Origin of the sequence: Inquilinus ginsengisoli (genome assembly GCF_050434925.1) — a bacterium.
GTDB lineage: Bacteria > Pseudomonadota > Alphaproteobacteria > DSM-16000 > Inquilinaceae > Inquilinus > Inquilinus ginsengisoli_B.
In genome coordinates this window covers 565,808-590,513 of sequence record NZ_JBNDJK010000001.1, presented here as the reverse complement: position 1 = coordinate 590,513, position 24,706 = coordinate 565,808, and the positions used below count along the sequence as shown (strand labels likewise).

At 69.2% G+C, this 24,706-nt stretch carries 24 protein-coding genes; 15 read left to right on the top strand and 9 right to left on the bottom strand.

All coding sequences use genetic code 11. The features are described from left to right. The first annotated feature begins 56 nt into the window (after window positions 1–56). From QFZ27_RS02900 to QFZ27_RS02890, 3 genes are all read left to right on the top strand, one after another. Window positions 57–458 (top strand): Fur family transcriptional regulator, encoded by a 402-nt coding sequence (locus tag QFZ27_RS02900; RefSeq protein WP_138887091.1) that lies wholly within the window; start codon window positions 57–59, stop codon window positions 456–458. Then, complete coding sequence (locus tag QFZ27_RS02895) at window positions 436–681, top strand: hypothetical protein (protein WP_429224577.1); 246 nt, start codon at window positions 436–438, stop codon at window positions 679–681. The genes QFZ27_RS02900 and QFZ27_RS02895 overlap by 23 nt, the downstream gene beginning before the upstream one ends. A gap of 143 nt (window positions 682–824) precedes the next feature. Next, window positions 825–2,375: an adenylate/guanylate cyclase domain-containing protein gene (locus QFZ27_RS02890; protein WP_429224576.1), complete on the top strand. Its 1,551-nt coding sequence runs from the start codon at window positions 825–827 to the stop codon at window positions 2,373–2,375. A gap of 159 nt (window positions 2,376–2,534) precedes the next feature. Here QFZ27_RS02890 and QFZ27_RS02885 read toward each other — a convergent pair whose 3' ends face one another. The 4 genes from QFZ27_RS02885 to QFZ27_RS02870 form a co-directional block, all read right to left on the bottom strand. After that, window positions 2,535–3,215, bottom strand: coding sequence for an exopolysaccharide biosynthesis protein (locus QFZ27_RS02885; RefSeq protein ID WP_429224575.1), 681 nt, complete (start codon window positions 3,213–3,215; stop codon window positions 2,535–2,537). A gap of 280 nt (window positions 3,216–3,495) precedes the next feature. Next, entirely contained in the window at window positions 3,496–4,146 is a 651-nt protein-coding gene (locus QFZ27_RS02880) for a ThuA domain-containing protein (RefSeq protein WP_429224574.1), read from the bottom strand. Window positions 4,147–4,168: 22 nt separating this feature from the next. Beyond that, the gene (locus QFZ27_RS02875; protein ID WP_429224573.1) at window positions 4,169–5,275 is read right to left on the bottom strand and encodes a Gfo/Idh/MocA family protein; all 1,107 of its coding nucleotides are present in this window, start codon (window positions 5,273–5,275) and stop codon (window positions 4,169–4,171) included. An 11-nt stretch (window positions 5,276–5,286) separates the two neighbouring features. Beyond that, the gene (locus tag QFZ27_RS02870) at window positions 5,287–6,507 is read right to left on the bottom strand and encodes an ROK family protein (RefSeq protein ID WP_429224572.1); all 1,221 of its coding nucleotides are present in this window, start codon (window positions 6,505–6,507) and stop codon (window positions 5,287–5,289) included. Between the two features lie 419 nt (window positions 6,508–6,926). Here QFZ27_RS02870 and QFZ27_RS02865 point away from each other — a divergent pair, with 419 nt between their 5' ends. From QFZ27_RS02865 to QFZ27_RS02845, 5 genes are all read left to right on the top strand, one after another. After that, on the top strand, window positions 6,927–8,915 hold the full coding sequence (locus tag QFZ27_RS02865) for an aldo/keto reductase (protein WP_429224571.1): 1,989 nt from the start codon (window positions 6,927–6,929) through the stop codon (window positions 8,913–8,915). Between the two features lie 59 nt (window positions 8,916–8,974). Then, window positions 8,975–10,234, top strand: a complete 1,260-nt coding sequence (locus QFZ27_RS02860; protein ID WP_429224570.1) for an ABC transporter substrate-binding protein — start codon at window positions 8,975–8,977, stop codon at window positions 10,232–10,234. Between the two features lie 304 nt (window positions 10,235–10,538). Then, window positions 10,539–11,459: a carbohydrate ABC transporter permease gene (locus QFZ27_RS02855; RefSeq protein WP_429224569.1), complete on the top strand. Its 921-nt coding sequence runs from the start codon at window positions 10,539–10,541 to the stop codon at window positions 11,457–11,459. An 8-nt stretch (window positions 11,460–11,467) separates the two neighbouring features. Continuing rightward, on the top strand, window positions 11,468–12,301 hold the full coding sequence (locus QFZ27_RS02850; protein WP_429224568.1) for a carbohydrate ABC transporter permease: 834 nt from the start codon (window positions 11,468–11,470) through the stop codon (window positions 12,299–12,301). 147 nt (window positions 12,302–12,448) lie between these two features. After that, complete coding sequence (locus QFZ27_RS02845; RefSeq protein ID WP_429224230.1) at window positions 12,449–13,885, top strand: IS1182 family transposase; 1,437 nt, start codon at window positions 12,449–12,451, stop codon at window positions 13,883–13,885. A 217-nt stretch (window positions 13,886–14,102) separates the two neighbouring features. On the opposite strand, the gene tauD is transcribed toward QFZ27_RS02845, so the two are convergent. From tauD to tauA, 4 genes are read right to left on the bottom strand one after another with little or no spacing between them, the layout of a single operon-like run. Continuing rightward, a complete protein-coding gene (gene tauD / locus QFZ27_RS02840; protein WP_429224567.1) occupies window positions 14,103–14,951 on the bottom strand; it encodes a taurine dioxygenase in 849 nt (282 codons plus the stop codon). A gap of 44 nt (window positions 14,952–14,995) precedes the next feature. After that, complete coding sequence (tauC, locus tag QFZ27_RS02835; protein WP_429224566.1) at window positions 14,996–15,823, bottom strand: taurine ABC transporter permease TauC; 828 nt, start codon at window positions 15,821–15,823, stop codon at window positions 14,996–14,998. Between the two features lies 1 nt (window position 15,824). After that, the gene (tauB, locus tag QFZ27_RS02830; protein ID WP_429224565.1) at window positions 15,825–16,604 is read right to left on the bottom strand and encodes a taurine ABC transporter ATP-binding subunit; all 780 of its coding nucleotides are present in this window, start codon (window positions 16,602–16,604) and stop codon (window positions 15,825–15,827) included. A gap of 20 nt (window positions 16,605–16,624) precedes the next feature. Continuing rightward, a complete protein-coding gene (gene tauA, locus QFZ27_RS02825; RefSeq protein WP_429224564.1) occupies window positions 16,625–17,644 on the bottom strand; it encodes a taurine ABC transporter substrate-binding protein in 1,020 nt (339 codons plus the stop codon). A gap of 573 nt (window positions 17,645–18,217) precedes the next feature. Here tauA and QFZ27_RS02820 point away from each other — a divergent pair. The 5 genes from QFZ27_RS02820 to QFZ27_RS02800 all read left to right on the top strand — a co-directional run bounded on the left by QFZ27_RS02820 (window position 18,218) and on the right by QFZ27_RS02800 (window position 23,073). After that, window positions 18,218–20,416, top strand: coding sequence for a beta strand repeat-containing protein (locus QFZ27_RS02820; RefSeq protein ID WP_429224563.1), 2,199 nt, complete (start codon window positions 18,218–18,220; stop codon window positions 20,414–20,416). Between the two features lie 83 nt (window positions 20,417–20,499). Continuing rightward, entirely contained in the window at window positions 20,500–21,216 is a 717-nt protein-coding gene (locus QFZ27_RS02815) for a M48 family metallopeptidase (RefSeq protein WP_429224562.1), read from the top strand. Next, complete coding sequence (locus QFZ27_RS02810; RefSeq protein ID WP_429224561.1) at window positions 21,209–22,417, top strand: multidrug effflux MFS transporter; 1,209 nt, start codon at window positions 21,209–21,211, stop codon at window positions 22,415–22,417. The genes QFZ27_RS02815 and QFZ27_RS02810 overlap by 8 nt, the downstream gene beginning before the upstream one ends. A gap of 57 nt (window positions 22,418–22,474) precedes the next feature. Further along, entirely contained in the window at window positions 22,475–22,801 is a 327-nt protein-coding gene (locus tag QFZ27_RS02805; protein WP_429224560.1) for a type II toxin-antitoxin system RelE/ParE family toxin, read from the top strand. Then, window positions 22,798–23,073, top strand: a complete 276-nt coding sequence (locus QFZ27_RS02800; protein WP_429224559.1) for a helix-turn-helix domain-containing protein — start codon at window positions 22,798–22,800, stop codon at window positions 23,071–23,073. Before QFZ27_RS02805 ends, QFZ27_RS02800 begins: the two co-directional genes overlap by 4 nt. A 30-nt stretch (window positions 23,074–23,103) precedes the next feature. Here QFZ27_RS02800 and QFZ27_RS02795 read toward each other — a convergent pair whose 3' ends face one another. Continuing rightward, window positions 23,104–23,400 (bottom strand): YciI family protein, encoded by a 297-nt coding sequence (locus QFZ27_RS02795; protein WP_429224558.1) that lies wholly within the window; start codon window positions 23,398–23,400, stop codon window positions 23,104–23,106. A gap of 105 nt (window positions 23,401–23,505) precedes the next feature. Here QFZ27_RS02795 and QFZ27_RS02790 point away from each other — a divergent pair, with 105 nt between their 5' ends. Continuing rightward, window positions 23,506–24,282, top strand: coding sequence for an SDR family NAD(P)-dependent oxidoreductase (locus QFZ27_RS02790; protein ID WP_429224557.1), 777 nt, complete (start codon window positions 23,506–23,508; stop codon window positions 24,280–24,282). Next, complete coding sequence (locus tag QFZ27_RS02785) at window positions 24,279–24,692, top strand: metallopeptidase family protein (protein ID WP_429224556.1); 414 nt, start codon at window positions 24,279–24,281, stop codon at window positions 24,690–24,692. Before QFZ27_RS02790 ends, QFZ27_RS02785 begins: the two co-directional genes overlap by 4 nt. The last annotated feature ends 14 nt before the right edge of the window (window positions 24,693–24,706 follow it).

Genomic DNA, 24,706 nt, shown 5'->3' with positions numbered 1-24,706 from the left:
GATCTGTAATCTCTCCAAATCCGCCAATGGTTCCGCGGCTAGAGAGGGTTTGAGCCATGACGCTCGAGGAGAGATGTGTCTCCGCCGGCCTGAAGATGACCGATCAGCGTCGTGTCATTCTGCAGGTGCTGACCGAGTCACTCGACCATCCATCGGTCGAAACCGTCTATCACCGGGCCCGCGAGATCGACCCGTCGATCAGCATCGCGACCGTGTACCGCACCCTGCACCTGCTCGACGAGCTGAACCTGGTGCAGCGGCACGACTTCAATGAGAACTATTCCCGCTTCGAGGTCAATCTCGAGCATCACCACCACCTGATCGATCTCGAGACCGGTGAGGTCATCGAGTTCAAGGACCAGGAGCTGGAGGTGCTGAAGGAGAAGATCGCCAAGCGGCTCGGCTTCGAACTCGTGGATCACAGGCTCGAACTCTATGGCCGGAAAAAGAAGTCCTGAGGGCTGCGGCTTCGGCGAGCAGCCCTTCGCCGAGGGCTCGGCGGATTGCCGCTGCCAGAAGGCGGTGACCCGCGCCTACAGCGAGCTGGTGGCCCGCGGCGCGCCGCGTTCGGTGGCCATGGATGCGGCGATCCGGGTCTTCGTCTATCACCACCCCGAGGTCCCGGCCTTCCGCGCCCATGACACGGTGGAGACCTGGGTCTTTTCCGGTCCGCTGAACTGAGCGGCCTGCACGCCCCTGGCATCCGGGGCTCCCGGGCCGGGGCGTGGCTGCAGCGGCTGCGGCTGCCGAGCGGGCTGGTTCTCCTCGCCTTTCTCGCGACCCATCTGATCAACCATGCGGCCGGGCTCCTGTCGCTGGACGCGATGGAGCGCGGCCTCGGGCTGTTCATCCTGGTGTGGGAGAAGCAGCCTGGCCTGACCCTGCTGTCCGCCGCCTTCCTGGTCCATATCTCCAATGCGCTGGTGTCGATCTGGCAGCGGCACAATTTCCGGCTGAAGCCCTGGCAGGCGGTGCAGCTCGGCCTCGGCCTCGCCGTGCCGCTGCTGCTGGCCGGCCATGTGTTCAGCACGGTGGTCGCCTTCGAGGTGTTCGGCGTCGGCACGCCCTATCGCTTCGTGCTGTCGTCGATGTGGGGCGGCAGCGGCCTGGGCGCCGTGCAGCAGACGGTGCTGGTGCTGGTCGCCTGGGGCCATGGCTGCATCGGCGTGCATTACTGGCTGCGGCTCAGGCCCTGGTACCCGAAGGCGCTGCCCTATCTTTACGCCGCCGCCCTGCTGGTCCCGGCGCTCGGCCTGGCCGGCTTCGTCTCGGCCGGGCTGCAGGTCCGGGCAATGGCGGCGCAGCCGGGCTGGCTCGAGGACCTGCACCGCTCGATCAAGCTGACGCCGGAGGCGCAGGCCTTTGCCGCCCAGGGGGCGCTGTGGACCCGGATCGCGATCCTGGCGCTGATCCTCGCCGCCTTCGCCGGGCCGGTCGTCCGCGCCGTCCGGGCCCGCCGCAGCGGCCCCAAGCTGTTCTACCGCGACACCAAGGTGCTCGACATCATCCCCGGCGCCACCGCGCTCGAGATCATCCGGGCGGCCGGAATCCCGCAGGCCATGGTCTGCGGCGGCCGCGGCCGGTGCTCGACCTGCCGGGTCCGGGTCGGGCTGGGCGGTGAGCATCTGCCGCCGCCGGCAGCCGACGAGGCCCGCGTGCTGCAGCGCATCGGCGCGCCCGAAGGGGTGCGGCTGGCCTGCCAGATCCGGCCGGTGCACGACCTCGAGGTCACGCCGCTGCTGCCGCCGACCGCGACCGCCCGCGACGGCTTCCAGGGCCCCGGCCACCGCCACGGCCAGGAGCGCGAGATCGCGGTGATGTTCGCCGATCTGCGCGGCTTCACCCGGCTGTCGGAGCACCGGCTGCCCTATGACGTGGTGTTCCTGCTGAACCGCTATTTCGCCGCCATGGGCCAGGCGATCGAGGCGGCCGGGGGGCAGGTCGACAAGTTCATCGGCGACGGGGTGATGGCGCTGTTCGGGGTCGAGGCCGGGCGCGAGGCGGCCAGCCGCCAGGCGCTCGACGCCGCCCGGCGCATGGCGGTGCGGCTGGCCGAGCTGAACGAGGCCCTGGCCTCGGACCTGAAGGAGCCGCTGCGCATGGGCATCGGCCTGCATGTCGGCCCGGCGATCGTCGGTGAGATGGGCTATGGCGGGGTCAAGGGCCTGACCGCGGTCGGCGACACCGTCAACACCGCCAGCCGGCTGGAAGGGCTGTGCAAGGGCTATGGCGCGGAGCTGGTGGTCTCGCAGGACCTGCTCGACCATGCCGGCGCCGACCTCTCGGCCTTCCGCGCGGAGCATGTGGCGATCCGCGGCCGGCGCGACCAGCTGCGCATCCGGGTGGTCACCCGCATCGCCGACCTGGAGACGTGACGGTTTCGTGACCTTGCCGGTACGGCGTCCTCTCTTGCTGTCATTGCCGGGCTTGACCCGGCAATCCAGAGGATGTCGACAGTTTCTGGATGCCCGGGTCAAGCCCGGGCATGACAGTTGGGGGCTGGGAACGGAGCGGCTGCCCCGGCCCCGCTTCGATCAGATCGTGACGCCGAACAGCGTCTCGAGGAAGGCGCGCAGGGCGGCCCAGAGGGCAGCGGAAACGGCAACCAGGATCGCCAGCGCACCGGCGCTGACCGCCCAGCCGACCGAGACGGCGATGCCGTCGCGCTCGACCAGGCCGATGGCGAAGGCCGAGATCGCCAGCGCCGGCACGATGTTGCCGAGCGGGATCGGCAGGAACAGGATGATGGCCAGCAGCAGGCAGGCGGCGCCGATGAAGCGGTCCGGCACCGGGCCGATCAGGAGCGACAGCCGCGGCCGCAGCAGCCGCTCGGCCTTGGCCAGCCACGGCACCATGCGGTCGACCAGCCGGGCGAAGTCGGCCCGTGCCACCGACCGCTGGGTGATCAGCCGCGGCAGCCACAGCACCGGGCGGCCAAGCATCAGCTGGAAGGTGATGAACAGCAGCGGCGCGCCGAGGACGGAGGAGGTGCCGGGCGGGGTCGGCAGGATGTTCGGCGCTGCGAAGACCAGCATCAGCGCGCCGAAGGCCCGGTCGCCGAAGGCGGTCAGGATGTCGGCGATGGCGATGCGCTCGCCGTCCTCCGCGGCCAGATCCTGCAGCACCTCCGAGAAGCGCCGACGGCGCTTCGGCCCGGCGGGCGCCGGCGTGTCGGGGTCGTGCTGCTGGATCTCGGTCGGTTGGGCGTCGGGCAAGGGGGCCGGTCCGGCGTGATGGGTCCAGCCTCTGGTGTTACCGACTCCGCCGTGACGGACGCAAGCGCGCGGTTGTCTCAGGGCGATCCCGAGGTGAAGAGAAGCGCGGGCCTCTCCTGCCTGGCGGGACCTGTTCAGAATGCCGCCGTTTGACTCGGGGATGCCTTCTATCCTCCCCCTCCCGCTAGGGGAGGGGGAGGATAAAAAGTCTATGCCGGAAGAGCGGAGTCACTCTGAAAGGGCTTGCTCGCAGGAGACGCCACGTAGTAACCCGCGAGGCTCAACCCTCCCGCGCCGCCCACAAGAGACCGCGATGCAGGATGGTCTTCATCGCGCGGTTCTCGAACTCCTCCACCCGGTGGCCGAGCGAGCTGTAGAACACCCGGCCGGCGCCGTGCTTGCGCTTCCACACCACCGGCATGGTGTGGCCGGCGATCCAGGGCGCGTGGTCGCCGGTGAAGGTGGTCTCGGCCAGCACCTCGTTGTTCGGGTCGACATGCATGTAGTACTGCTCGGACCGGTAGTCGAAATCCCCGATCCCCTGCATCACCGGGTCGTCCGGCCGGGTCACCCGCACCTGGTAGTCGATGATATTGCCGGGATGCGCCACCCACTGGCCGCCGGTCATGAACTGGTAGGCGACCTCGTTGCGGAAGGCGTCGCACATGCCGCCATGGAAGCCGGCGAGGCCGACCCCGCTCTCGACCGCGGCGCAGAGGTTGGTGACCTCCTCCTTCTCCATGGTCGACATGGTGTAGATCGGCACGATCAGGTGCATGTCCTTCAGCGCCGGGTCGGCGAAGGCCTCGGTGGTGTCCTCGATGAACACCTCGAAGCCGTCGCCGCGCAGCATCCCGGCGACCTCATCCGCGCATTCCTTGGGAGTGTGGCCGTTCCAGCCGCCCCAGACGATCAGCGCCTGCCTCGTCATCGCTTCCTCTCCTTTTCGCGTCTCAGGCGGCGGCCCGGCCGAAGGCGGGCTCCACCGGCATCGGTTCCGGCCGCTCGCAGCGGCTCTCGATCTCGGCCGGACGGCCCTCCTGGCCGGATCGCTCCACTGCCTCCATCACCTCCAGCACATGGAATGCCAGCTCCGCATTGGCGCGGTGCGGCCGGCCGGTGCGGATCGCCTGGGCCAGGTCGGCGACGCCGATGATGCGGTAGTTGCCGTCGCCATAGGCGTGGCCGGTCGCCTCGGCCTTCCACTCGGTGCGGTCGACGGAGACCAGCACATCGCCACCGAAGGTGTTCGGGTCGGGCACGCTCAGCGACGCGGTCTCGCCATAGATCTCGATCGGCGCGTGGCGGTGGGCCGGGATGTCGAAGCTCATCACCATGGTGACCACGGCGCCGGAGGCGAAGGCCAGGGTGCCGGTGATGTGGGTCGGGGTGCCGACCGGGACCGCCTGCCCGGCGCGCGGGCCGCTGGCGATGCGACGCTCGGTGTAGGCGGCGGCGACCGTCCCGGTCACCCGCGCCACCGGCCCCAGCATGTTGACCAGCGTGGTCAGGTAGTAGGGCCCCATGTCGAACAGCGGGCCGCCGCCCTTGGCATAGTAGAAATCCGGGTTCGGGTGCCAGCGCTCATGCCCCGGCACCATCATGAAGGCGGTGCCTGCGACCGGCCGGCCGATCCGCCCGGCATCGATCAGGGCACGTGCCGTCTGCTGTCCGGCGCCGAGAAAAGTGTCGGGGGCGCTGCCGACCCGCACCCCCTTCGCCTTCGCGGCCTCCAGCAGGGTGCGGCCCTCGGCGGTGCTGACCGCCAGCGGCTTCTCCGCATGCACATGCTTGCCGGCGGCGATCGCCTGCAGCCCGACGGGCACATGCGCCTGCGGCGTGGTCAGGTTCAGCACGATCTCGATCTCGGGGTCGGCCAGCAGCTGCTCGATGCTCTGGGCCGCGATGCCGAACTCGGCCGCCTTGGCCTGCGCCGCCTCCAGGTTCAGGTCGGCGCAGGCCTTGACCTGCAGGATCGGGAAGTTCGGCGCCGCCTTCAGATAGGCGCCGCTGATCACGCCGCAGCCGATGATGCCGACTCCGACCGGTCTATCGCTCATGGTCCTCTCCGCTATCGGGGCATGCCCTGGCCGTTCCAGGGCGCTTCGTAGAGCTGCCGCAGCACCAGGCTGGCCGCACCGCGGGCCCAGGCGTCGTCGCTCCATTCATGCAGGATGATCTGGGTGCCGCGCCGGATCGGCACCGGCACGATGCGGTCGATGGTGGCCAGCAGGGCCGGCTCCATCAGGTCGCGGGCCTGGATCGCGCTGCCGGCCACGATCACCTTGGGCGGGCTGTGCAGCGTGATCAGGTTGCCGACGGCGAAGCCCAGGATGGCGCCGGCCTCCTCGAACAGGGCGCGGATCTCGGCCCGGCCGGCCCGGGCCATGTCGCGCAGCCGGCCGATGGCGCGTGGATCCTCCGGCGCGATCGGCCCAGCCTCGGCGCCCAGCAGGGCGCGGGCGCGGGTGACGATGCCGTGGTCGGAGACATAGGCTTCGATGCAGCCGCGCTGGCCGCAGCGGCAGGGCAGCCCGTCCAGGGCCATCTTGGTGTGGCCGAACTCCGTTCCCATCCCGGCGGCGCCGCGATGCACGTCGCCGTTCAGGAACAGGCCCAGCCCGACCGAATCCTCAACCGTGACGACGGCGAAGGTGTCGCTGTCGCGGCCCTGGCCGAACCAGTGCTCGGCCAGCGTGACCAGGTGGACGTCGTTCTCGACGATGGTGCGGACGCCCAGCCGTTCCTGCACCATCGCCGCCAGCGGCACGTCCGGCGCGCCCAGGATCGGGGTCCAGACGCAGGTGCCGCTGCGGCCGTCGATGAAGCCGGGCAGGCCGATGCCGATGCCGCCCAGCCGGTCGAGCCCGAGATCGGCGTCGCCGACGCAACGGCGGATGCCGTCCTCCAGGATGTCGGCCACCACCTCCGGCGCCTGGCGGGCGACGCGGATCGGCAGCGACAGGGTCTGCACCACATCGGCCTTGTAGTCGGTGACGGCGATGCTGATCTGGTGCGGCGCCAGCTTGACGCCGCAGACGAAGGCGGCCCCGCGGTTCAGCTCCAGCATCACCCGCGGCCGGCCTCGGGCGGCGGTGCCGACGCCCTCGACCGCGCGGGCCAGCACCAGGTTCTCCTCGAGCAGCCCGCCGGTGATAGCCGAGATGGTGGCTGGCGCCAGTTCGGTGCGCTGCACGATCTCGACCCGCGAGATCGGGCCGTAGCGCCGCACCACATCCAGCACGTGGAAGCGGTTGATCGCCCGCATCAGCTCCGGATCGGCGGTCTTCATTCCGTCAGGATCCGAATTTTATGGTGCGGCGCACCATGCCCGGATCGCCGGTGCGACTGAGGGCGAACGGCCTCGCCTGGTCTCGATTCAGCGCTTCCATCCCACCCGCCGGGCAATATCGTTCCGAATTCTCGGCAATCATCCGATTTTTCGATCTTGACAGGCTTCACCCTAGCCGGTCTGATAAATTCGTAAAACGAAAAAATTCACTGCCGTTCGTCCAGATGCGGCCATCAGGGGAGAAAAGCACATGGACAGGCCTCGCTTCGCCAGCCGCAGCGACCTGACCGCCGCCGCGGAGGTGGCCGTCGCCATCCCGCCGGTGGCATGTTCTTCCCGATGCAGCTCCACGTCATCGCCGGCCTGATCAGGGAGGCGGTGCGGGGCTGATGACACTCTCGACAGACGGAAAGACGGGCATGGGTACGGAAGCGAAGCTGCGTTGGGGCATTCTCGGGCCGGGGCGGATCGCCCAGGCCTTCGCCGGGGGCGTGGCCCGGTCGCGCACCGGGCGGCTGGTGGCGATCGGCACGCGCGATGCGGCGAAGCCGGGGCTGGCCGAGGCCTTTCCCGGCGCCCGGATCCACGCCGGCTACGAGGCGCTGCTGGCCGACCCCGAGGTCGACGCCGTCTACATCGCCACGCCGCATCCGGGCCATGTGCACTGGGGCATCCGTGCCGCCGAGGCCGGCAAGCACGTGCTGTGCGAGAAGCCTATCGCGGTCAACGCCTATGACGCCATGGCGCTGGTCGACGCGGCTCGCCGCGCCGGCGTGTTCTTGGCCGAGGCCTATATGTACCGCGCCCATCCGCAGACCCGGCGGCTGGCCGAGCTGGTGGCGGGCGGCGCCATCGGCGAGGTGCGCATGATCCAGGCCAGCTTCGGCTTCGCCGCCAAGTTCAACCCCGACCACCGCCTGTTCGCCAACGACCTGGCCGGCGGCGGCATCCTCGATGTCGGCGGCTATCCGGTGTCGATGGCGCGGCTGGTCGCCGGCGCAGCCTCGGGCAAGCCCTTCCTCGACCCGGTCAAGGTCACCGGGGCCGGCCATCTCGGCCGCAGCGGCGTCGACGAATGGACCGCGGCGGTGCTCGAGTTCCCGGGCGGCATCGTCGCCCAGGTGGCGACCGGCGTGACGCTGGCGCTGGAGAACACGGTGCGGATCTTCGGCACCGAGGGCCGGATCGAGGTTGCCTCGCCCTGGTTCTGCAGCGGCAAGGAAGGCGGCAGCAGCGCCATCGTCATCACCCGGGCCGACGGCAAGTCCGAGACCGTGGCGATCGAGGAGACCGGCTGGCTCTACAGCTTCGAGGCCGATGCCGTCGGTGACGCGGTGGCGGCCGGGCAGCGCGAGGCGGCCTTCATGACCCCGGCCGACAGCCTGGGCAACCTGAAGACCATGGACGCCTGGCGCGCCGCGATCGGCCTGGAATACGCGCTGGAGACCCCGGCCCGCCGCACCGGACCGGTCGATGGCCGGCCGCTCAAGGCCGGGGCGATGCGCCGGATCGACCTGCCCGGCGCCGCCCGTCCGGCCTCGGCCCTGGCGATCGGCGCCGTCGGGATCGAGAATATCAGCCAGGCCGGGATGCTGTTCGACCGCTTCTTCGAGCGCGGCGGCAACACCTTCGACACCGCCTGGATCTACCGCGCCGGCGGCTCCGACCGGGTGCTCGGCCATTGGCTGGCCAGCCGCGGCGTGCGCGACGAGGTGGTGCTGATCGGCAAGGGCGCGCATGCGCCGCTGTGCTACCCCGACGTGATCCCGCGCCAGCTGACGGAATCGCTCGACCGGCTGCACACCGGCCGGCTCGACCTCTATCTGATGCACCGCGACAACCCGGACATCCCGGTCGGCGAGTTCGTTGACGTGCTCGACGCCGAGATCCGGGCCGGCCGCATCGGCTCCTGGGGCGGGTCGAACTGGACGCGCGAGCGGCTGGACGAGGCGACCGCCTATGCCCGGGCCAACGGCAAGGCGGCGCCCGCCACGGTCAGCAACAATTTCAGCCTGGCCGAGATGATCCAGCCGGTCTGGCCCGGCTGCATCGCCGCGGCGGATGCGGAGTGGAAGGGCTGGCTGCGGCAGCGGCGGATGCCGCTGCTGGCCTGGTCCAGCCAGGCCCGCGGCTTCTTCACCGACCGCGCCGGCCGCGACAAGCAGCACGACCCGGAGCTGGTGCGCTGCTGGTACGGCGAGGGCAACTTCCGCCGCCGCGACCGTGCCGCCGAGCTCGGCGCCAAGCGGGGCCGCTCAGCCAACCAGGTGGCCCTGGCCTATTGCCTGCACCAGGACTTCCCGGTCCTGCCGCTGATCGGCCCGCTGACGCTGGAGGAGCTGGAGGATTCGCTGCAGGCGCTCGACATCGCGCTGACGCCTGAGGAGGTGCGCTGGCTCGAAGGGTAAGCCGTCGTTCCAGTCAATCCGCCGCCGGCGACGGCGGCGGAAACAGGGAGGAGACAATCATGAACAGAATGCTGTCGGGCCTCGCGGCTTTCGCCGCCGCGGGCCTTCTGTCCGGCGCCGCCATGGCCGACGCCACGGTCAAATGGCTGCACATCGAGAACACGCCGGACACGGTTGCCTGGATGGAAAGCGTCGCCCGCGCCTATGAGGCGGCGCATCCCGGCGTCACCATCCAGATGCAGTATCTGGAGAACGAGGCCTACAAGGCCAAGCTGCCGACCACGCTGCAATCGTCCGACCGGCCGAACATCATCTACAGCTGGGGCGGCGGCGTGCTGCGCGACCAGATCAAGGCCGGGGTGATCGAGGACCTGACCGAGCCGGTGAAGGGCGAATGGGCCGACCGGATCAGCCCGGCCGCGCTCGAGGCCTTCACCGTCGACGGCCATGTCTGGGGCGTGCCGGTGCTGGCCTCGCAGGTCGGCTTCTGGTTCAACAAGCCGCTCCTGGCCAAGGCCGGGGTCAAGGCCGAGGACATCAAGAGCTGGGACGACCTGCTGTCGGCGGTGAAGACGATCAAGGCCGCCGGCATCGTGCCGCTGGCGACCGGCGGCGCCGACAAATGGCCGATCCATTTCTACTGGACCCTGCTGGCCATGCGGATCGGCGGCAAGGATGCGTTCCAGGCCGCCTACAACCAGTCCGGCGACGGCTTCGACGGGCCGGTGTTCGTCCAGGCCGGCGAGCATCTGAAGGACCTCGCGGCGCTGGAGCCGTTCGAGCCCGGCTATCTCGGCCTGACCAACCCGCAGGCCGCCGGCTATTTCGGCGACGGCAAGGCGGCGATGCACCTGATGGGCAACTGGGACTACCTGAACGCCAAGAAGAACAGCGCCTCCGGCAAGGGCATCCCGGACGCCGATCTCGGCTGGTTTGCGTTCCCGACCGTGGCCGGTGGCGTCGGCCAGCCGACCGATGTGCTCGGCGGCGTCAATGGCTGGCTGGTGACCAAGGGGTCGCCGCCCGAGGCCGTCGACTTCCTGAAGTTCCTGACCAACAAGGAGAACCAGGAGAAGGCGGCCGAGCTCGGCGTCTACATCCCGGTCAACAAGGGCACGGCCGAGAAGCTGAAGAACCCGTATTTCCGCCAGATGGCGGAGAACATCGCCAAGTCCGGCTACTTCCAGGTGTTCTACGACCAGATGCTGGGTGCCAATGTCGGCCGGGTGGTGAACGACGTCGCCACCGACATCGCCTCCGGCGCGACCGACCCGAAGGACGCCGCCGACCAGGTCCAGGAAGCCTGGACGATGCGGTGAGCCGGATGGAGAGGTCTGTGCGGTTCCAACTCCAAGATGGGCTGCCGACCTCTTCCTTGTCCCCCCTCCCCTTGCGGGAGGGGGCCAGGGGGAGGGGTCTGCGCGCGTCAGCGCGCGAATGGGCAGAGGGCCGAACTCACCGTTCGCGCCGGTTTGCGATGGTCCAGTTCGGGTCATGCCGAGAGAACCCCCTCCCCCTAGCCCCCTCCCGCGAGGGGAGGGGGGACTCAAAGTGGGCGATGCGTGGACGCCGTAGCCCCGCGAGGGGGACTCGTTTGGTGCCGGCTCCCAGGACGACAACCCGATGACGGCCGCAACCCTGACTCACGACCCTATGGCCGTCCGCCGGCGCCGCCGCGTGGCGCTGCAGTCGCAGGTGGCGCCGGTGGTGCTGATGCTGGTGCCGGCGTTAGCCCTGTTCACCATCTTCGTGATCCTGCCGATGGGCGAGGCCGGCTTCTACAGCCTGTTCAAGTGGAATGGCTATGGCAGCCCGCAGGATTTCGTCGGGCTCCGGAACTTCGAGTTGCTGCTGCGCAACCGGACCTTCTGGTCGGCGCTGACCAACACCGGGCTGATCATCGCGGTGTCGCTGGCGATCCAGCTGCCGCTGGCCCTGGCCATGGCGCTGCTGCTGGCCGAGAAGCTGCGCGGCCGGGTGGCGTTCCGGATGGTGTTCTTCCTGCCCTACATCCTGGCCGAGGTCGCGACCGGGCTGATCTGGCAGTTCCTCTATGATGGCCAGTACGGCGCCGTGGCACTGATCTGGGGCTGGTTCGGAGCCCAGGCGCCCTTCGTCCTGGCCGACCGCACCCTGGCGATGGGGGCGGTGCTGGTGCTGGTGGTGTGGAAGTATTTCGGCTTCCACATGATGATCTACATCGCCGGGCTGCAGAGCATCCCGCACGAGATCATCGACGCCGCCCGGATCGACGGCGCCACGCCCTGGCAGATCGTGCGCCGGATCAAGATCCCGATGCTGTTCCCGACCATCCGGCTGTCGGTGTTCTTCTCGGTGGTCGGGGCGCTGCAGCTGTTCGACATGGTGATGGCGCTGACCCGGGGCGGCCCGTCCAACGCCACCCATTCGCTGGTGACCTATCTCTACACCTTCGGCCAGATGCGGATGGAGATCGGCTTCGGCAGCGCCGTCGGCGTGGTGCTGTTCCTGATCTGCGTCACCTTCTCGCTCGTCTATCGCCGCACCCTGATGTGCGGGGATTAGGAAGACCCATGGCTGCGCCCACGCTCCGCCCCTCCCTCATGCCGCAATACCTGGCCCTGCTGGCGGTCGCCGGCATCGTGCTGGTGCCGCTGATCGCGGCGGCGCTGGGCGGGTTCAAGACGCTGGGCGAGCTGCGGGTCAACCCGCTGGGCCTGCCGACCAGCTGGGCGGGCCCGGTCTATTGGGAGATCCTGAGCTCGGCGCGGCTCTGGCGCATGCTGTTCAACTCCGCCGTCATCGCCGGCCTGACCGTCGGCTTGGTGCTGATCGTCGGGTCGATGGCGGCGTTCATCTTCGCCCATGTGGTGTTCTTCGGCAGCCGCATGCTGCTGAACTACCTGCTGCTGGGGCTGATGTTCCCGGCGGCGACGGCGATGCTGCCGCTGTTCATCCGGGTGCGGGACCTCGGCCTGCTCGACACCTATTGGGGCGTGGTGCTGCCGCAGGTCGCCTTCGGCCTGGGCATGGCGATCCTGATGCTGCGCGGCTTCTTCCGCCAGCTGCCGCACGAACTGTGGGAGGCGGCGCGGGTCGACGGCTGCGGCTATTTCCAGTTCTACCTGCGCATCACCCTGCCGCTGTCGCGGCCGATCCTGGCGACCGTGGCCGTGTTCTCCCTGGTCGCCAGCTGGAACAGCTACCTGCTGCCGCTGATCATGTTCAACACGCCGGAGATGTATCCCTGGCCGCTCGGGATCATGAACTACCAGGGCGAGTATTCCACCGAGTGGAACAAGATCCTGGCTTTCGTCACCCTGACTCTGGCACCGGCGATCGCCTTCTTCCTGCTGGCCCAGCGCCACATCGTCGCCGGCCTGGTCGGCGGCGCGGTGAAGGGGTAGGGCGGCTTATCCGGCAAAACGCCCGCGCCAAGTGGTCACGTGTTGCCTCTCCCGCTTGCCAGCCCGTGTGGAAACCCACTGGCGGGGGATTCTAGAGGCCGGTCCGGTGTGATCTACTGCTTCGACAAGACATTCGGAGTGGCGGTGATGGTTCATGTGACGGGGGAGTCGCGGTATCAGCGGTTGCTGATGGCACCGAGCCTGGACGAGATCGTCGCTGCCGAGCATCCGGTGCGGGTGATCGACGCGTTTGTGGCCACGCTGGACCTGAGGGATCTGAAGTTCGGCAAGGTGGAGGCGGAGAGCACGGGCAGGCCGCCGTACCATCCCGGCGATTTGTTGAAGCTGTACATCTACGGCTACCTCAATCAGATGCGGTCGAGCCGGCGGCTGGAGCGGGAATGCGTGCGCAACCTCGAAGTGCACTGGCTGGTCAACCGGATCACCCCCGCCTTCAAGACCATCGCCGACTTCCGCCGCGACCATGTCGCGGCCATCACCGGGGTGTGCCGCGCCTTCATGCAGTTCTGCCGCGGGCAATCGCTGTATGGCGGTGAACTGGTCGCCATCGACGGCAGCAAGATCGAGGCCGTGGCCAGCCGCAAGAAGGTGCTGACGCCGGCGCTGCTGGAGAAGCGGGCGGCGGCGCTGGACGCCAAGATCGCCGAGTATCTGGCGGCGATGGACGAAGCCGACCGCCAGGAGGCGGCGACGGAGGCCGGACCGACCGATGTGGCCCGGGCCCTGGCGGTGCTGCAGGCCAAGCGCGACACGGTCCAGGCCCAGGCCAAGGCCCTGGCCGGGGCAGGGCTCAGTCAGACCGTGACCAGCGAGCCCGACGCCCGCTTGATGAAGACCGCCCGCCATGGCCATCAAGTCGCCTACAACGCCCAGAGCGCGGTCGACGGCAAACACGGCCTGATCGCCGCCTTCGATCTGACCCGGGACTGCAACGATCAGACCCAGCTCCTGCCGATGGCCCAGGCGGCCAAGGAGAGCCTGGCGGTCGAGACCCTGACCGTGGTCGCCGACACCGGCTATTCCAACGGCACCCAGGGCCAAGCCTGCGCCGAGGCCGGCATCACCGCCGTGGTGCCGCGCCAGACGGTCGTCAATCCCAAGAACGCCGATCTGTTCTCCCGCGACGCCTTCACCTACGACCCGGCCCGCGACTGCTGGACCTGCCCGGCCGGCGAGATCCTCACCCTCGTCTCGGTCTCCCAACCCGAGCAGAAGAACACCTATGCCACTCCGGCCTGCGCCGCTTGTGCCATCAAGGTCCAATGCACCAGGGGCAAACGGCGCAAGGTCACCCGCCACTTCCATGAAGACGCCCGCGAGGCCATGCACCGCCGTGCCGTCGAGGATCCCGGCTGGATGCAGCGCCGCCGCGAACTCGTCGAACACCCCTTCGGCATCATCAAATGGATGATGGGCTATCCACGCTTCCTGCTCCGCGGCCGGCGCAAGGCCAAGGCCGAACTCGCCCTCATGGTTCTCGCCTTCAATCTCAAGCGAACCATCACCACCCGCGGCGTCCCACTCCTCCTCGCCGCCCTCCAACCCACTCCCGCCGGGCCATGACTGGCCCACTCGACCTAAATCTTCTGTCCCCTCTGACCCCTCAAGCAAATCCCCACACTTCTCACACGGGCTGCGAGGAGAGGTCGGAGACGCGAAGCGGCTCCGGGTGAGGGTTCTTTGTCGAGGCCCGGGCCAGCCCTCACCCGGTCGTCCTGCGGACGCCCGGCCTCTCCCGCCAGGCGGGAGAGGCAATCCGAGCTGGCCTGCCCGGTCCGGATTACACCGGCCGGTCGCCTAAAATCGTCGCGCGGTGCATCACCCGCCGGTTCGGCAGGTAGTCGGCCAGGGCGTAGTGCTGGGTGCAGCGGTTGTCCCAGAAGGCGACGTCGCCGGCCTTCCAGCGCCAGCGCACGGTGAATTCCGGCTTGGCCACATGGTCGAACAGGAAGCGCAGCACCGCGTCGCTCTCCTTGGCCGAGAAGCCGAGGATGCGGGTGGTGAAACCCTCATTGACGAACAGGCCCTTGCGGCCGGTCGCCGGATGGGTGCGCACCACCGGGTGGATCACCGGCGGGTTCTTGTCGCGCGCGATCTGCCAGCGCTCGCGCTCCTCCGGCGCGGTGAAGCGCTCCGGCGGAAAGGATTTGGCGAAGTCGTGCAGCGCCGTCAGGCCGGTCAGGAAGCCCTGCCAGGGTGCCGCCAGCGCCTCGAAGGCGGCGATGCTGCTGGACCAGCTGGTGTCGCCGCCGAAGGGCGGCAGCTGCTTCGCCGCCAGCACCGCGCCCAGCGGCGGGGTTTCGATGAAGGTGACGTCGGTATGCCAGTTGTCGTTGTCCGGCTGGTTGTCCGGATGGGTGTCGAGGATGATGATCTCCGGCACCTCCTTGACATGCGGATAGACCGGGTGGACATGCAGCGCGCCGAAACGGGCGGCGAAGTCGCGCTGCGCCGCCGGGGTCAGCTCCTGGTCCTCGAAGAACAGCACGTGGTGCTGCAGCAGGGCGCGGTTGATCGCGCCGATGGTGGCGTCGCCGAGCGGCTGCGCCAGGTTGATGCCGCGGACCACGGCACCGATGGCGGGATTCAAGGGCTGGACGGAGAGGAGGGTCGACAGGCTGTCGGGCATGGCGGGGCCCCTCTGTTTGCGGTTGGTGTCGGTGGGAGGAGGTGTCAGCCGCGCCCGTGCCAGGGCGTCAGCCGGCGCTGCAGCAGGCGCAGCAGATATTCCAGCAGGAAGGCGATGGCGGCGATCACCAGGATGCCCAGCACCACCACGTCGGTGACCAGGAACTGCGCCGCGCTCTGGATCATGAAGCCGAGGCCGCTGGTGGCGGCGACCAGCTCGGCCGCCACCAAAGTGGACCAGCCGACGCCCAGGCCGATGCGCACCCCGGTCAGGATCTCCGGCAGCGCGTTCGGCAGGATGACATGGCGCAGCAGCTGGGCCCGGGTGGCGCCCAGCGAGCGGGCGGCGCGCAGCCGGTCGGACGGCACGCCGCGCACCCCGGCCGCGGTCGAGATCGCGATCGGAGCGAAGATGGCGAGGAAGATCACCAGGACCTTCGAGGTCTCGCCGATGCCGAACCAGATCACGATCAGCGGCAGATAGGCCAAGGGCGGGATCGGCCGGTAGAACTCGATCAGCGGGTCGAGGATGCCGCGCGCCACCCGGCTGGTGCCGATGGCGATGCCGACCGGGATCGCGACCACCAGCGCCAGCGCCAGGGCGGCGAAGACGCGGCCCAGGCTGGCGGCCAGATGCTGCAGCAGCGTCGCGTCGGCGAATCCGACGGATGCCGTGGTGACCAGCTTGTGCAGAACCGCCTGCGGCGTCGGCAGGAACAGGGGCGGGACGAGGCCGAGATTGGCGACGATCCCCCACAGCAGGAGGAGGCCCGCCACCGTGGCGAGGCTGATCAGCCTCGTCCCGCGGCGGCGCCGGACCGGCGCCCTGCGGACAGGGGACGGCGCCGGTTTCTGGAGCGCGACATCTGCCAATTCAGGCCGCCTCGCGCTCGAAGATCAGGTCCATCACCTGCTCGCGCAAGGCGATGAAGCCGGGGTCGGACTTGATCCGGCGCGCCGGCTCGCCGGTACAGTAGCGGCGGCCGAAATCCAGCCGCAACTCCTCCACGATGCGGCCGGGCCGCGGTGACATCACGATCAGCCGGGTCGCCAGGAACAGGGCTTCCTCGATGCTGTGGGTGATCAGGAACAGGCTCTTGCCGGTGCGGTGCCACAGGTCCAGCAGCAGCTCCTGCATCCGCTCCCGCGTCAGCGCGTCGAGCGCGCCCAGCGGCTCGTCCAGCAGCAGCACCTCGGGGTCGGCGGCCAGGGCCCGGGCCAAGCCGACCCGCTGCTTCATGCCGCCCGACAGCTCCCACAGCTGCTGCCGTTCGAAGCCCTCCAGCCCGACCAGCCGCAGGATGCGCCGGGCTCGGTCGTCGCGCTCGGCCGGGGGGATCCCGCGCAGCCGCAGCGCGAAGCCGACATTGCCCAGCACGTCAAGCCAGGGGAACAGGGCGTCGTCCTGGAAGACGACGCCCCGCTCCACCCCAGGGCCGGTCACACGAACGCCGCCGAGTGTGACCGTCCCTGCCTCGGGGGCCAGGAAGCCCGCCATCAGGTTCAACAGCGTGGTCTTGCCGCATCCCGATCGGCCGAGGGCGACGACGAACTCGCCCGGCTCGATCGCGAGGGTGATCCGGTCCAGCGCGCGGATGTCGCCATCCGCCGCAGGATAGGTCACCGAAACGGCATTCACCGCCAGAACCGACATGGGCCTCTCCTGCGCCCGGTTCAGTTCGTCGTCCCGACCTGCGTAGTGCCGGCCGCGGCGACGAAACGGGCGTCGACATAGGGCGCGTAATCCTCCAGCGCCTGGTCGATCTTGCCCTGCTCTTTCAAAAATGTCGCGGTGTCCGCGATCGCCTTGGCCGTGCCGCCGCCCAGCAGGGCGGGACCGGCCTGCTCCGCCTTCACCGGGAAGGTGCTGCCTTGCAGCAGGGCCGGGATCTCCTCCGGCTTCGCTCCGGTCAGCTTGGCGATCTTGGCGACCTGCGCCGATTCCGCACTCCACGCCGTCGGGTCGGCGCGGTAGGCCGCGTATACCTTCAGGGTGACGTCGGCGAAGGCCTGCACCGCCTTGGGATTCGCCTCGATCAGGTCGGCCCGGGCGATCCAGGCGTCGAAGGTCGGCGCGCCCCAGGACGCGACCTCGGTCGAGGTGACCAGGACCGTGCCGCTCTCCTTGATCCTGCCCAGCGCCGGGTCCCAGACATAGGCGGCGTCGATGTCGCCGCGCAGCCAGGCGGCCGCGATCTCCGGCGGCCGCAGGTTCAGGATCCGCACCGAGGCCGGGTCGATGCTCCAGTGCTTCAGTGCCGCCAGCAGGCTGTAATGGGTGGTCGAGACGAAGGGCACGGCCACCGCCTTGCCGGCCAGGTCGGCCGGCTTGTCGATGCCGGCGCCGTTGCGCACCACCAGCGCCTCGGCGTCGCCGATGCCGATCGCGACCAGAATGGTGCGGATCGGCAGCTCCCGGCTGGCCGCGGCGGCCAGCGGGCTGGACCCGACATAGCCGATCTGGACACCGCCCGAGGCGATGGCGGCGATGACGTCGGCGCCGCTGTCGAATTTGCGCCATTCGATCGGGCGGCCGATGGCCTTCTCGTACAGGCCGTCGGCCTGCGCCACCTTCGCCGGCTCGACCGTGCTCTGATAGCCGATGGTCAGCGGCTCCTCGGCCCGGGCGTAGTTGCCGATGACCACGGCGGCCGCACCGGCCAGCAGGGACCATCGCAGGATCTGGACGAGCATTCGGGACAATCCTCGAACGAACAGGCGCACACGCAGGGCCAGTCGCGCATCGAACCCGGTCAGGGAGCGCGGATCAGTCGGCCGGGGCGCCGTTATGGAAGGGGTGAAGGAGGGCGGTTCAGGCTTGGCCGCGACAGCCGGGATCGCAGATGAGAGACATGGGCTTCGACTCCTCGAGACCACGAACCCGGTCGTGGTGCTTAGCGTTTGGTGACGCGGCGCAAGCTTCACTGAAAATTGCCGCGGCGCGATCCCGGACAGGATCGACAGGACACAGGCTTTCACAGTAGCGCGGATCAAGTCAACAGGATTCAACAACAGCGATTCATGGGTGTTGAATAAACTACACGTTCTATTATGTATATTATTCAAGGGCCGCCCTCCTGGCCTTGTGACCGGATGGGTCGCAACCGGTCATTCCGGATGCAAAATATTTTAGGCAAATCCACGCATAGCCTGGTGTTCGGGCGTATGATGTCACCCTGGCGCAGTTGAGCCCATCCCTTTCAGACCGAAGGGCCGCGAGCAGTTTCGACGGCATCGGCGGGCCGCTGGCCTTGGGGAGGTTTTTCAATGGCGATCATCAATGGCACCGCCGGCGCCGACAATTTGGTCGGGACCAGCGCCGCGGATACGATCAACGGCCTGGCCGGTAACGACACCATCAACGCGGGAACCCGGCCGACGGTCGCCGGCTCCGGCGTCGACGTGGTCGATGGCGGCACGGGCTTCGACACGCTGGTCGTCAACTGCTCCGGCGAGACCCAGGCGGTGCAGCTGTTCACCGGCGGGTCACCGACCTTCCAGGTCCGCTCGACCTCCGGCAATTTCTACATCGACGCCTACAACGTGGAGGCGGTGAACTTCACCGGCGGCTCCGGCAACGACTCGATCGACACCGGCGAGCGCTCCGGCGCGGTGAACGGCGGCGCTGGCATCGACCACTGGCTCGCCAATCTGGGCGGGCTGTTCACCGGCGTGACCTTCACCCTGGGGACCACGACGTCGATCGCCGCCGCGGGGCTGAGCTCGATCCTGAGCGTCGAGCGCATCAGCCTGACCACCGGCGCCGGCAACGACACGATCACCGGCGGGTCCCAGGCCGACATCATCAACACCGGTGACGGCAACGACACCATCGACGCCAGGACGCGGCCGACAGTGGCCGGGTCCGGGACCGATGTGGTCGATGGCGGGGCGGACAGCGACACCCTGATCGTCAATGCCGCGGCCGAGACCCAGGCGGTGCAGCTGTTCACCGGCGGGTCGCCGACCTTCCAGGCGCGCTCCAACTCCGGCAATTTCTACGTCGACGCCTACAACATGGAGGTGATCAAGTTCACCGGCGGCTCCGGCGCGGACTTCATCCAGACCGGCACCCGCGGCGGCACGGTGAACGGCGGCGGCGGCATCGATCACTGGGAGGCCGATCTCAGTGGCCTGATCTCGAGCGTGGCGTTCCAGCTGGGAACCACGACCTCGATCGCGGCGGCGGGGCTGACCTCGATCCTCAACCTCGAAAGCCTCAAGCTGACCACCGGCAGCGGCAACGACAACATCATCGGCGGCACCCAGGCCGACAGCATCACCACCGGCAACGGCAACGACATCATCAACGCCAGGTCGCGGCCGACGGCGCCGGGATCCGGGGTTGATTATGTCGACGGCGGCGCCGGCAGCGACACCCTGGTCGCCTACTGCGCGACCGAGACCCAGGCGGTGCAGCTGTTCACCGGCGGGTCGCCGACCTTCGCGGTGCGGTCGAACTCCGGCAATTTCTACGTCGACGCCTACAACATGGAGACGGTGGCCTTCACCGGCGGCTCAGGCGCGGATTCGATCCAGACCGGCACCCGCGGCGGAACGGTGAATGGCGGCGCGGGCATCGATCATTGGGGCGCCGATCTCGGCGCGCTGGTCTCAAGCGTGGACTTCACGCTGGGGACCACGACGTCGATCGCGGCGGCCGGGCTGACCTCGATCCTCGGGCTCGAGCGCATCAAGCTGACCACCGGCGCCGGCAACGACGCCATCGTCGGAGGGTCCCAGGCCGACGAAATCAGGACCGGGGCCGGCAACGACACGATCAACGCCAAGACCCGGCCGATCGCGGCGGGCTCCGGCACCGATTTTGTCGACGGCGGCGCGGGCACCGATGCGCTGGTGGTCGACGCCTCGGCCGAGACCCTGGCGGTGCAGCTGTTCGCCGGCGGGTCGCCGACCTTCGCGGTGCGCTCGACCACCGGCAATTTCTACGTCGACGCCTACAACATGGAGACGGTGACCTTCACCGGCAGCAGCGCCGGCGACACCATCGGCGGCAACGCCGGCGCCGACACGCTGAACGGCCGCGCCGGCGCCGATTCGATCGATGGCGGGGTGGGCGACGACAAGATCGACGCCGGCACCGAGGCCGATTCGATCCGCGGCGGCCGCGGCGCCGACACCATCACCGCCGGGGCCGGCAACGACACGATACGCTACGGCACGGTGCTCGATTCCTGGGTGGTGGGCGCCAAGATCGACAGCGTCGCCGACTTCGTCAGCACCTTCGACAAGTTCGACCTATCGGAAATCGACGCCAACAACATCGGCGCGGACGGCAACCAGGCCTTCACCTTCATCGGCGGGGCCGGCTTCACCTCCGTCCGCGGCCAGCTGCGCTCGGCCGCCGGGGTGGTCGAGGCCGATGTGAACGGCGACGGCTTCGCCGATTTCCGCATCGTGCTGGCCAACGGCGCAGCCGCCGCCGCGGCCGATTTCGTGCTGTAGGGGCGGCTCTGCCCCGGGGACGGGGGATCCGGGCGTCGCACACCCGGATTCCCCTCCGGCTCCGGTCCGTCTATGGTCCGGCCATGCCCAGCCGGACCCGTCCCGAGGCGTCGCCCGCCCTTCTCGCCGTCGCCGGACTCGACCGCCCGGTGGCGCTGCGCCGCAATGCCCGGGCGCGGCGCCTGTCGCTCAAGCTCGATCCGGCGTCGGGCGAGGTCGTGGTGGTGGCGCCGTTGAGAGTGCCGGCGCAGGTGATCGCCGATTTCGTCAACCGCCATGCCGAGTGGGTGCGCCGCCGCCGCGCCGCCATGCCGGGCCGGACCCCGTTCCTGCCGGGCGCCGAGATCCCGATCCTCGGCGTGCCGCACCGGATCGCGCATGACCCCGTGGCGGCCCGGGGCGTCCAGGTCGCCGACGGCGAGCTCCGGATCGGCGGCCCGGCCGACCATCTCGGCGCCCGCCTCGCCGCCTGGCTGAAGGTGGAGGCGCGGCGCCAGCTTCTGGTCCGCAGCCGGGCGGCGGCACTCCGGCTCGGCGTCACCGTCGCCGCGGTGACGGTGCGCGACACCCGCAGCCGCTGGGGCAGCTGCGCCTCCAGCGGGCGGATCAGCTATTCCTGGCGCCTGCTGCTGGCTCCCGAATCCGTGCTCGACTACGTGGTGGCGCATGAGGTGGCGCATCTGGTCGAGATGAACCATTCCGCGCGCTTCTGGGCGGTGGTCGACCGGCTGCATCCGGAGTCCGACCGCTGCCGCGCCTGGCTGAAGGCCAAGGGACAGGACCTGCATCTCTATGGCTGACCGGGTTGCAGGAGGCCTCCAGCCCTCGGCGGTCATCGCGGTCGTCCTGACCCTGCTGACCGGCTTCGGGCCGATGTCGACGGATGTCTATCTGCCGTCGCTGCCGTCGCTGGTCACCGCCTTCGATTCCGACGTCGCCACGGTGCAGCTGACGCTCAGCGTCTTCCTGGTCGGCTTCGCCGTGGCGCAGCTGATCTACGGCCCGGTCTCCGACCGCATCGGCCGGCGCCCGGCGATCCTGGCCGGGGTGACCATCTTCACCGCGGCGAGCATCGCCTGCGCGCTCGCCACCTCGATCGAGATGCTGATCCTGTGCCGCTTCCTGCAGGCGCTCGGCGCGTGCTGCGGCCCGGTGCTGGGCCGCGCCGTGGTGCGCGACCTGTACGGGCCCGAGCGCTCGGCCCGCATCCTCGCCTACATGTCGATGTCGATGGCCCTGGCGCCGGCGATCGGGCCGATCATCGGCGGCGTGCTGCAGCAGGCCTTCGGCTGGCAGGCGACCTTCTGGCTGCTGGTCGGCTTCGGCGTGCTGATGCTGGCATCGGTGCTCGGCCTGCTCGGCGAAAGCAACCGCCACCGCGACCCGCTGGCCACCAGCCCGACCCGCCTCGTCCGCAACTACGCCAGCCTGCTGCGCCACCGCCGCTACCTCGGCTATGTCGCGATCGTCGCCTGCAGCTACAGCGCGATCTTCACCTTCATCTCCGGCTCGTCCTTCGTGCTGTCGGGCATGCTCGGCCTGTCGCCGCCGGTCTACGGCGCCTGCTTCGGCATCGTCTGCGTCGGCTATATCTGCGGCACCTTCGGCTCCGGCCGGCTGACGCTCAGGCTCGGCATCGACCGGATGATCGCGGCCGGCACCCTGGTGATGCTGGCCGGCGCGGCGGCGATGGCGGCGATGGCCGCAGCCGGCGTGCTCACCGTCTGGGCCGTGGTCGGCCCGTTCTTCGTGGTGATGATCGGCGTCGGCCTGACCTTGCCCAATGCCATCGCCGGGGCGATCGCGCCGTTCCCGGCAATGGCCGGCACCGCCTCGGCGCTGATGGGCTTCCTGCAGATGACGCTGGCCGCCCTGGTCGGCATCGCCATCGGCCATGCCACCGGCAGCGACGGCCTGCCGATGGCGGTCGCCGTGCTGGTGACGACGCTCGGCGCGCTGGCGGCGTTCAGGTTCCTGGTCAAATCCACGGCGGCGCGTTGAGGCTTGCTTCAAAGCGGAAGGTTGCGTCGTATATCCATTTGGATATACTTCGGTGGGATGAAACTGCTCCGATTCCTTGGAGATTCGCTCAAAAGCCTGCGCGAATTCCCGGCCGATGCCCGCCAGGACGCCGGCTATCAACTGGACAAGGTGCAGCGTGGAAAACAGCCCGATGACTTCAAGCCGATGCCGTCCATCGGCAAAGGCGTCGAGGAAATCAGGGTGCGGGATGAAGCGGGAACCTATCGGGTGATCTACACCGCCAGGCTGGCCGATGCGGTCTATGTGCTGCACTGCTTTCAAAAGAAAACGCAGGCGACCAGCAGGCGCGACATCGAACTCGCCCGATCGCGGTTTCTCGAGCTTGTCCGGAGTGCAGAATGACCCAGACCTTCGACAGCGTGTGGGATGCCATCGCCGATACACCCGAACAGGCCGCCAATCTGCGCATGCGGGCAGAATTGATGACGCAGATTGCCGAGATCATTAACGAGAACGGCTGGAAGCAGGCCGAAGCCGCCGCGCATTGCAGCGTGACCCAGCCTCGCATCAACGACCTGCTTCGTGGCCGCGTTTCCCGCTTTTCCCTCGACGCCCTGGTGAACATTGCGACGGCGCTCGGCCGCCGCGTGCATGTCGCGCTGGACGCCGCATGATGGAGACGACGCTGCAGCGGATATGAGGTGTCAGCCCTTCGACTGCACGGCCACCCGGAACGGCCGGATCTCGATGTCGCGCCACACCCCGCCGGTGACATAGGGGTCGGCGGCGATAATGGCGTCCAGCGTGGCCCGGTCCGGCACCTCGTAGACCAGCGTGGAGCCGATCATCCGGCCGTCATCGTCCAGGATCGCGCCGCCGATGAGGATCACGCCCTTCTCCACCTGGGGGCGGGCGCCGGCCAGGTGCTGCTCGCGCACCGCTTGGCGCCGGGCCGGGGCCTCGGCATCGGTGCCGTCCTTCGCGATCACCAGGAACTGCATGGCTTTCCTCCCTTGTCGATCCGCCAAGCATAGCGGCGTTCGGCCCGGTCGCAACCGGACCGGCGATCTGCTACCCAGGGGCACGAGTTTCGGGTGGAGGACGAGATGAAGGTCGAGGGTCTGGCGGCGGTGGTCACCGGGGCGGGGTCGGGCATGGGGGCGGCGACCGCCCGGGCCCTGGCCGCGGCAGGCGCCAAGGTGGCGCTGCTCGACCTCAACCGCGACGCGGCCGAGGCGGTGGCGGGCGAGATCGGCGGCTTGGCCGTGGCCTGCGACGTCGGCGACGGCGACTCGGTGGCGGCGGCGCTGGAGCAGGCGCGGGCAGCGCACGGCACGGCGCGGATCGCCGTGGCCTGCGCCGGCATCGCCCCGGGCGCCCGCCTCGTCGGCCGCGACGGCCCGCACGATCCGGCGCTGTTCGAGCGCGTGATCCGGGTCAACCTGCTCGGCACCTTCCATCTGCTGCGCCTCACTGCTGCCGCCATGGCGGCGGAGGAGCCGCTGCCGGCAGCCGCCAGCGCCTCGGGCGAGCGCGGGCTGTTCGTTGCCACCGCCTCGGTCGCGGCCTATGAGGGCCAGGTCGGCCAGGTCGCCTATTCCGCGTCCAAGGGCGGGGTGGTCGGGCTGACCCTGCCGGCCGCGCGCGACCTGGCCAAGAGCGGCATCCGGGTGATGACCGTGGCGCCGGGGCTGATCGGCACGCCGATGATCGAGGCGATGCCGCAGCAGGTCCAGGACAGCCTGATCGCCACCACCTTGTTCCCGCAGCGCCTGGGCCGGCCGGAGGAGTTCGCCCAGCTGGTCCTGCACATCGCCGCCAACGAGATGCTGAACGGCTCGGTGATCCGGCTCGACGGCGCCGTGCGCCTGGCGCCGCGATGAGCAGCGTCCCGAAGCCGGGCTTCACCGAGCCGCCGTCGACCGACGACCTGATCGAGCTGGCGGAGGACGGGTTCGAGCGGATTCCGGCGCGGCTGCGGGCGATGGTCCGCGGCGTCGCCATCCAGGTCGTCGACTTCCCGGATGACGAGACGCTGGACGAGATGGGGCTGGAGAGCCCGTTCGACCTGCTCGGCCTCTACACCGGCACGCCGTTCGGGCAGAAGACCTTCGCGATCGCCACCCGGCCGGACATGATCTTCCTCTACCGCCGGCCGATCCTCGACTATTGGTGCGAGACAGGCGAGGATCTCGGCCATGTCGTCCGCCACGTGCTGATCCACGAGATCGGCCACCATTTCGGCTTCTCCGACGACGACATGGAGGCGCTGGAGCAGGAGGCGGACGGGTAGGGCTGAGGCGTCAC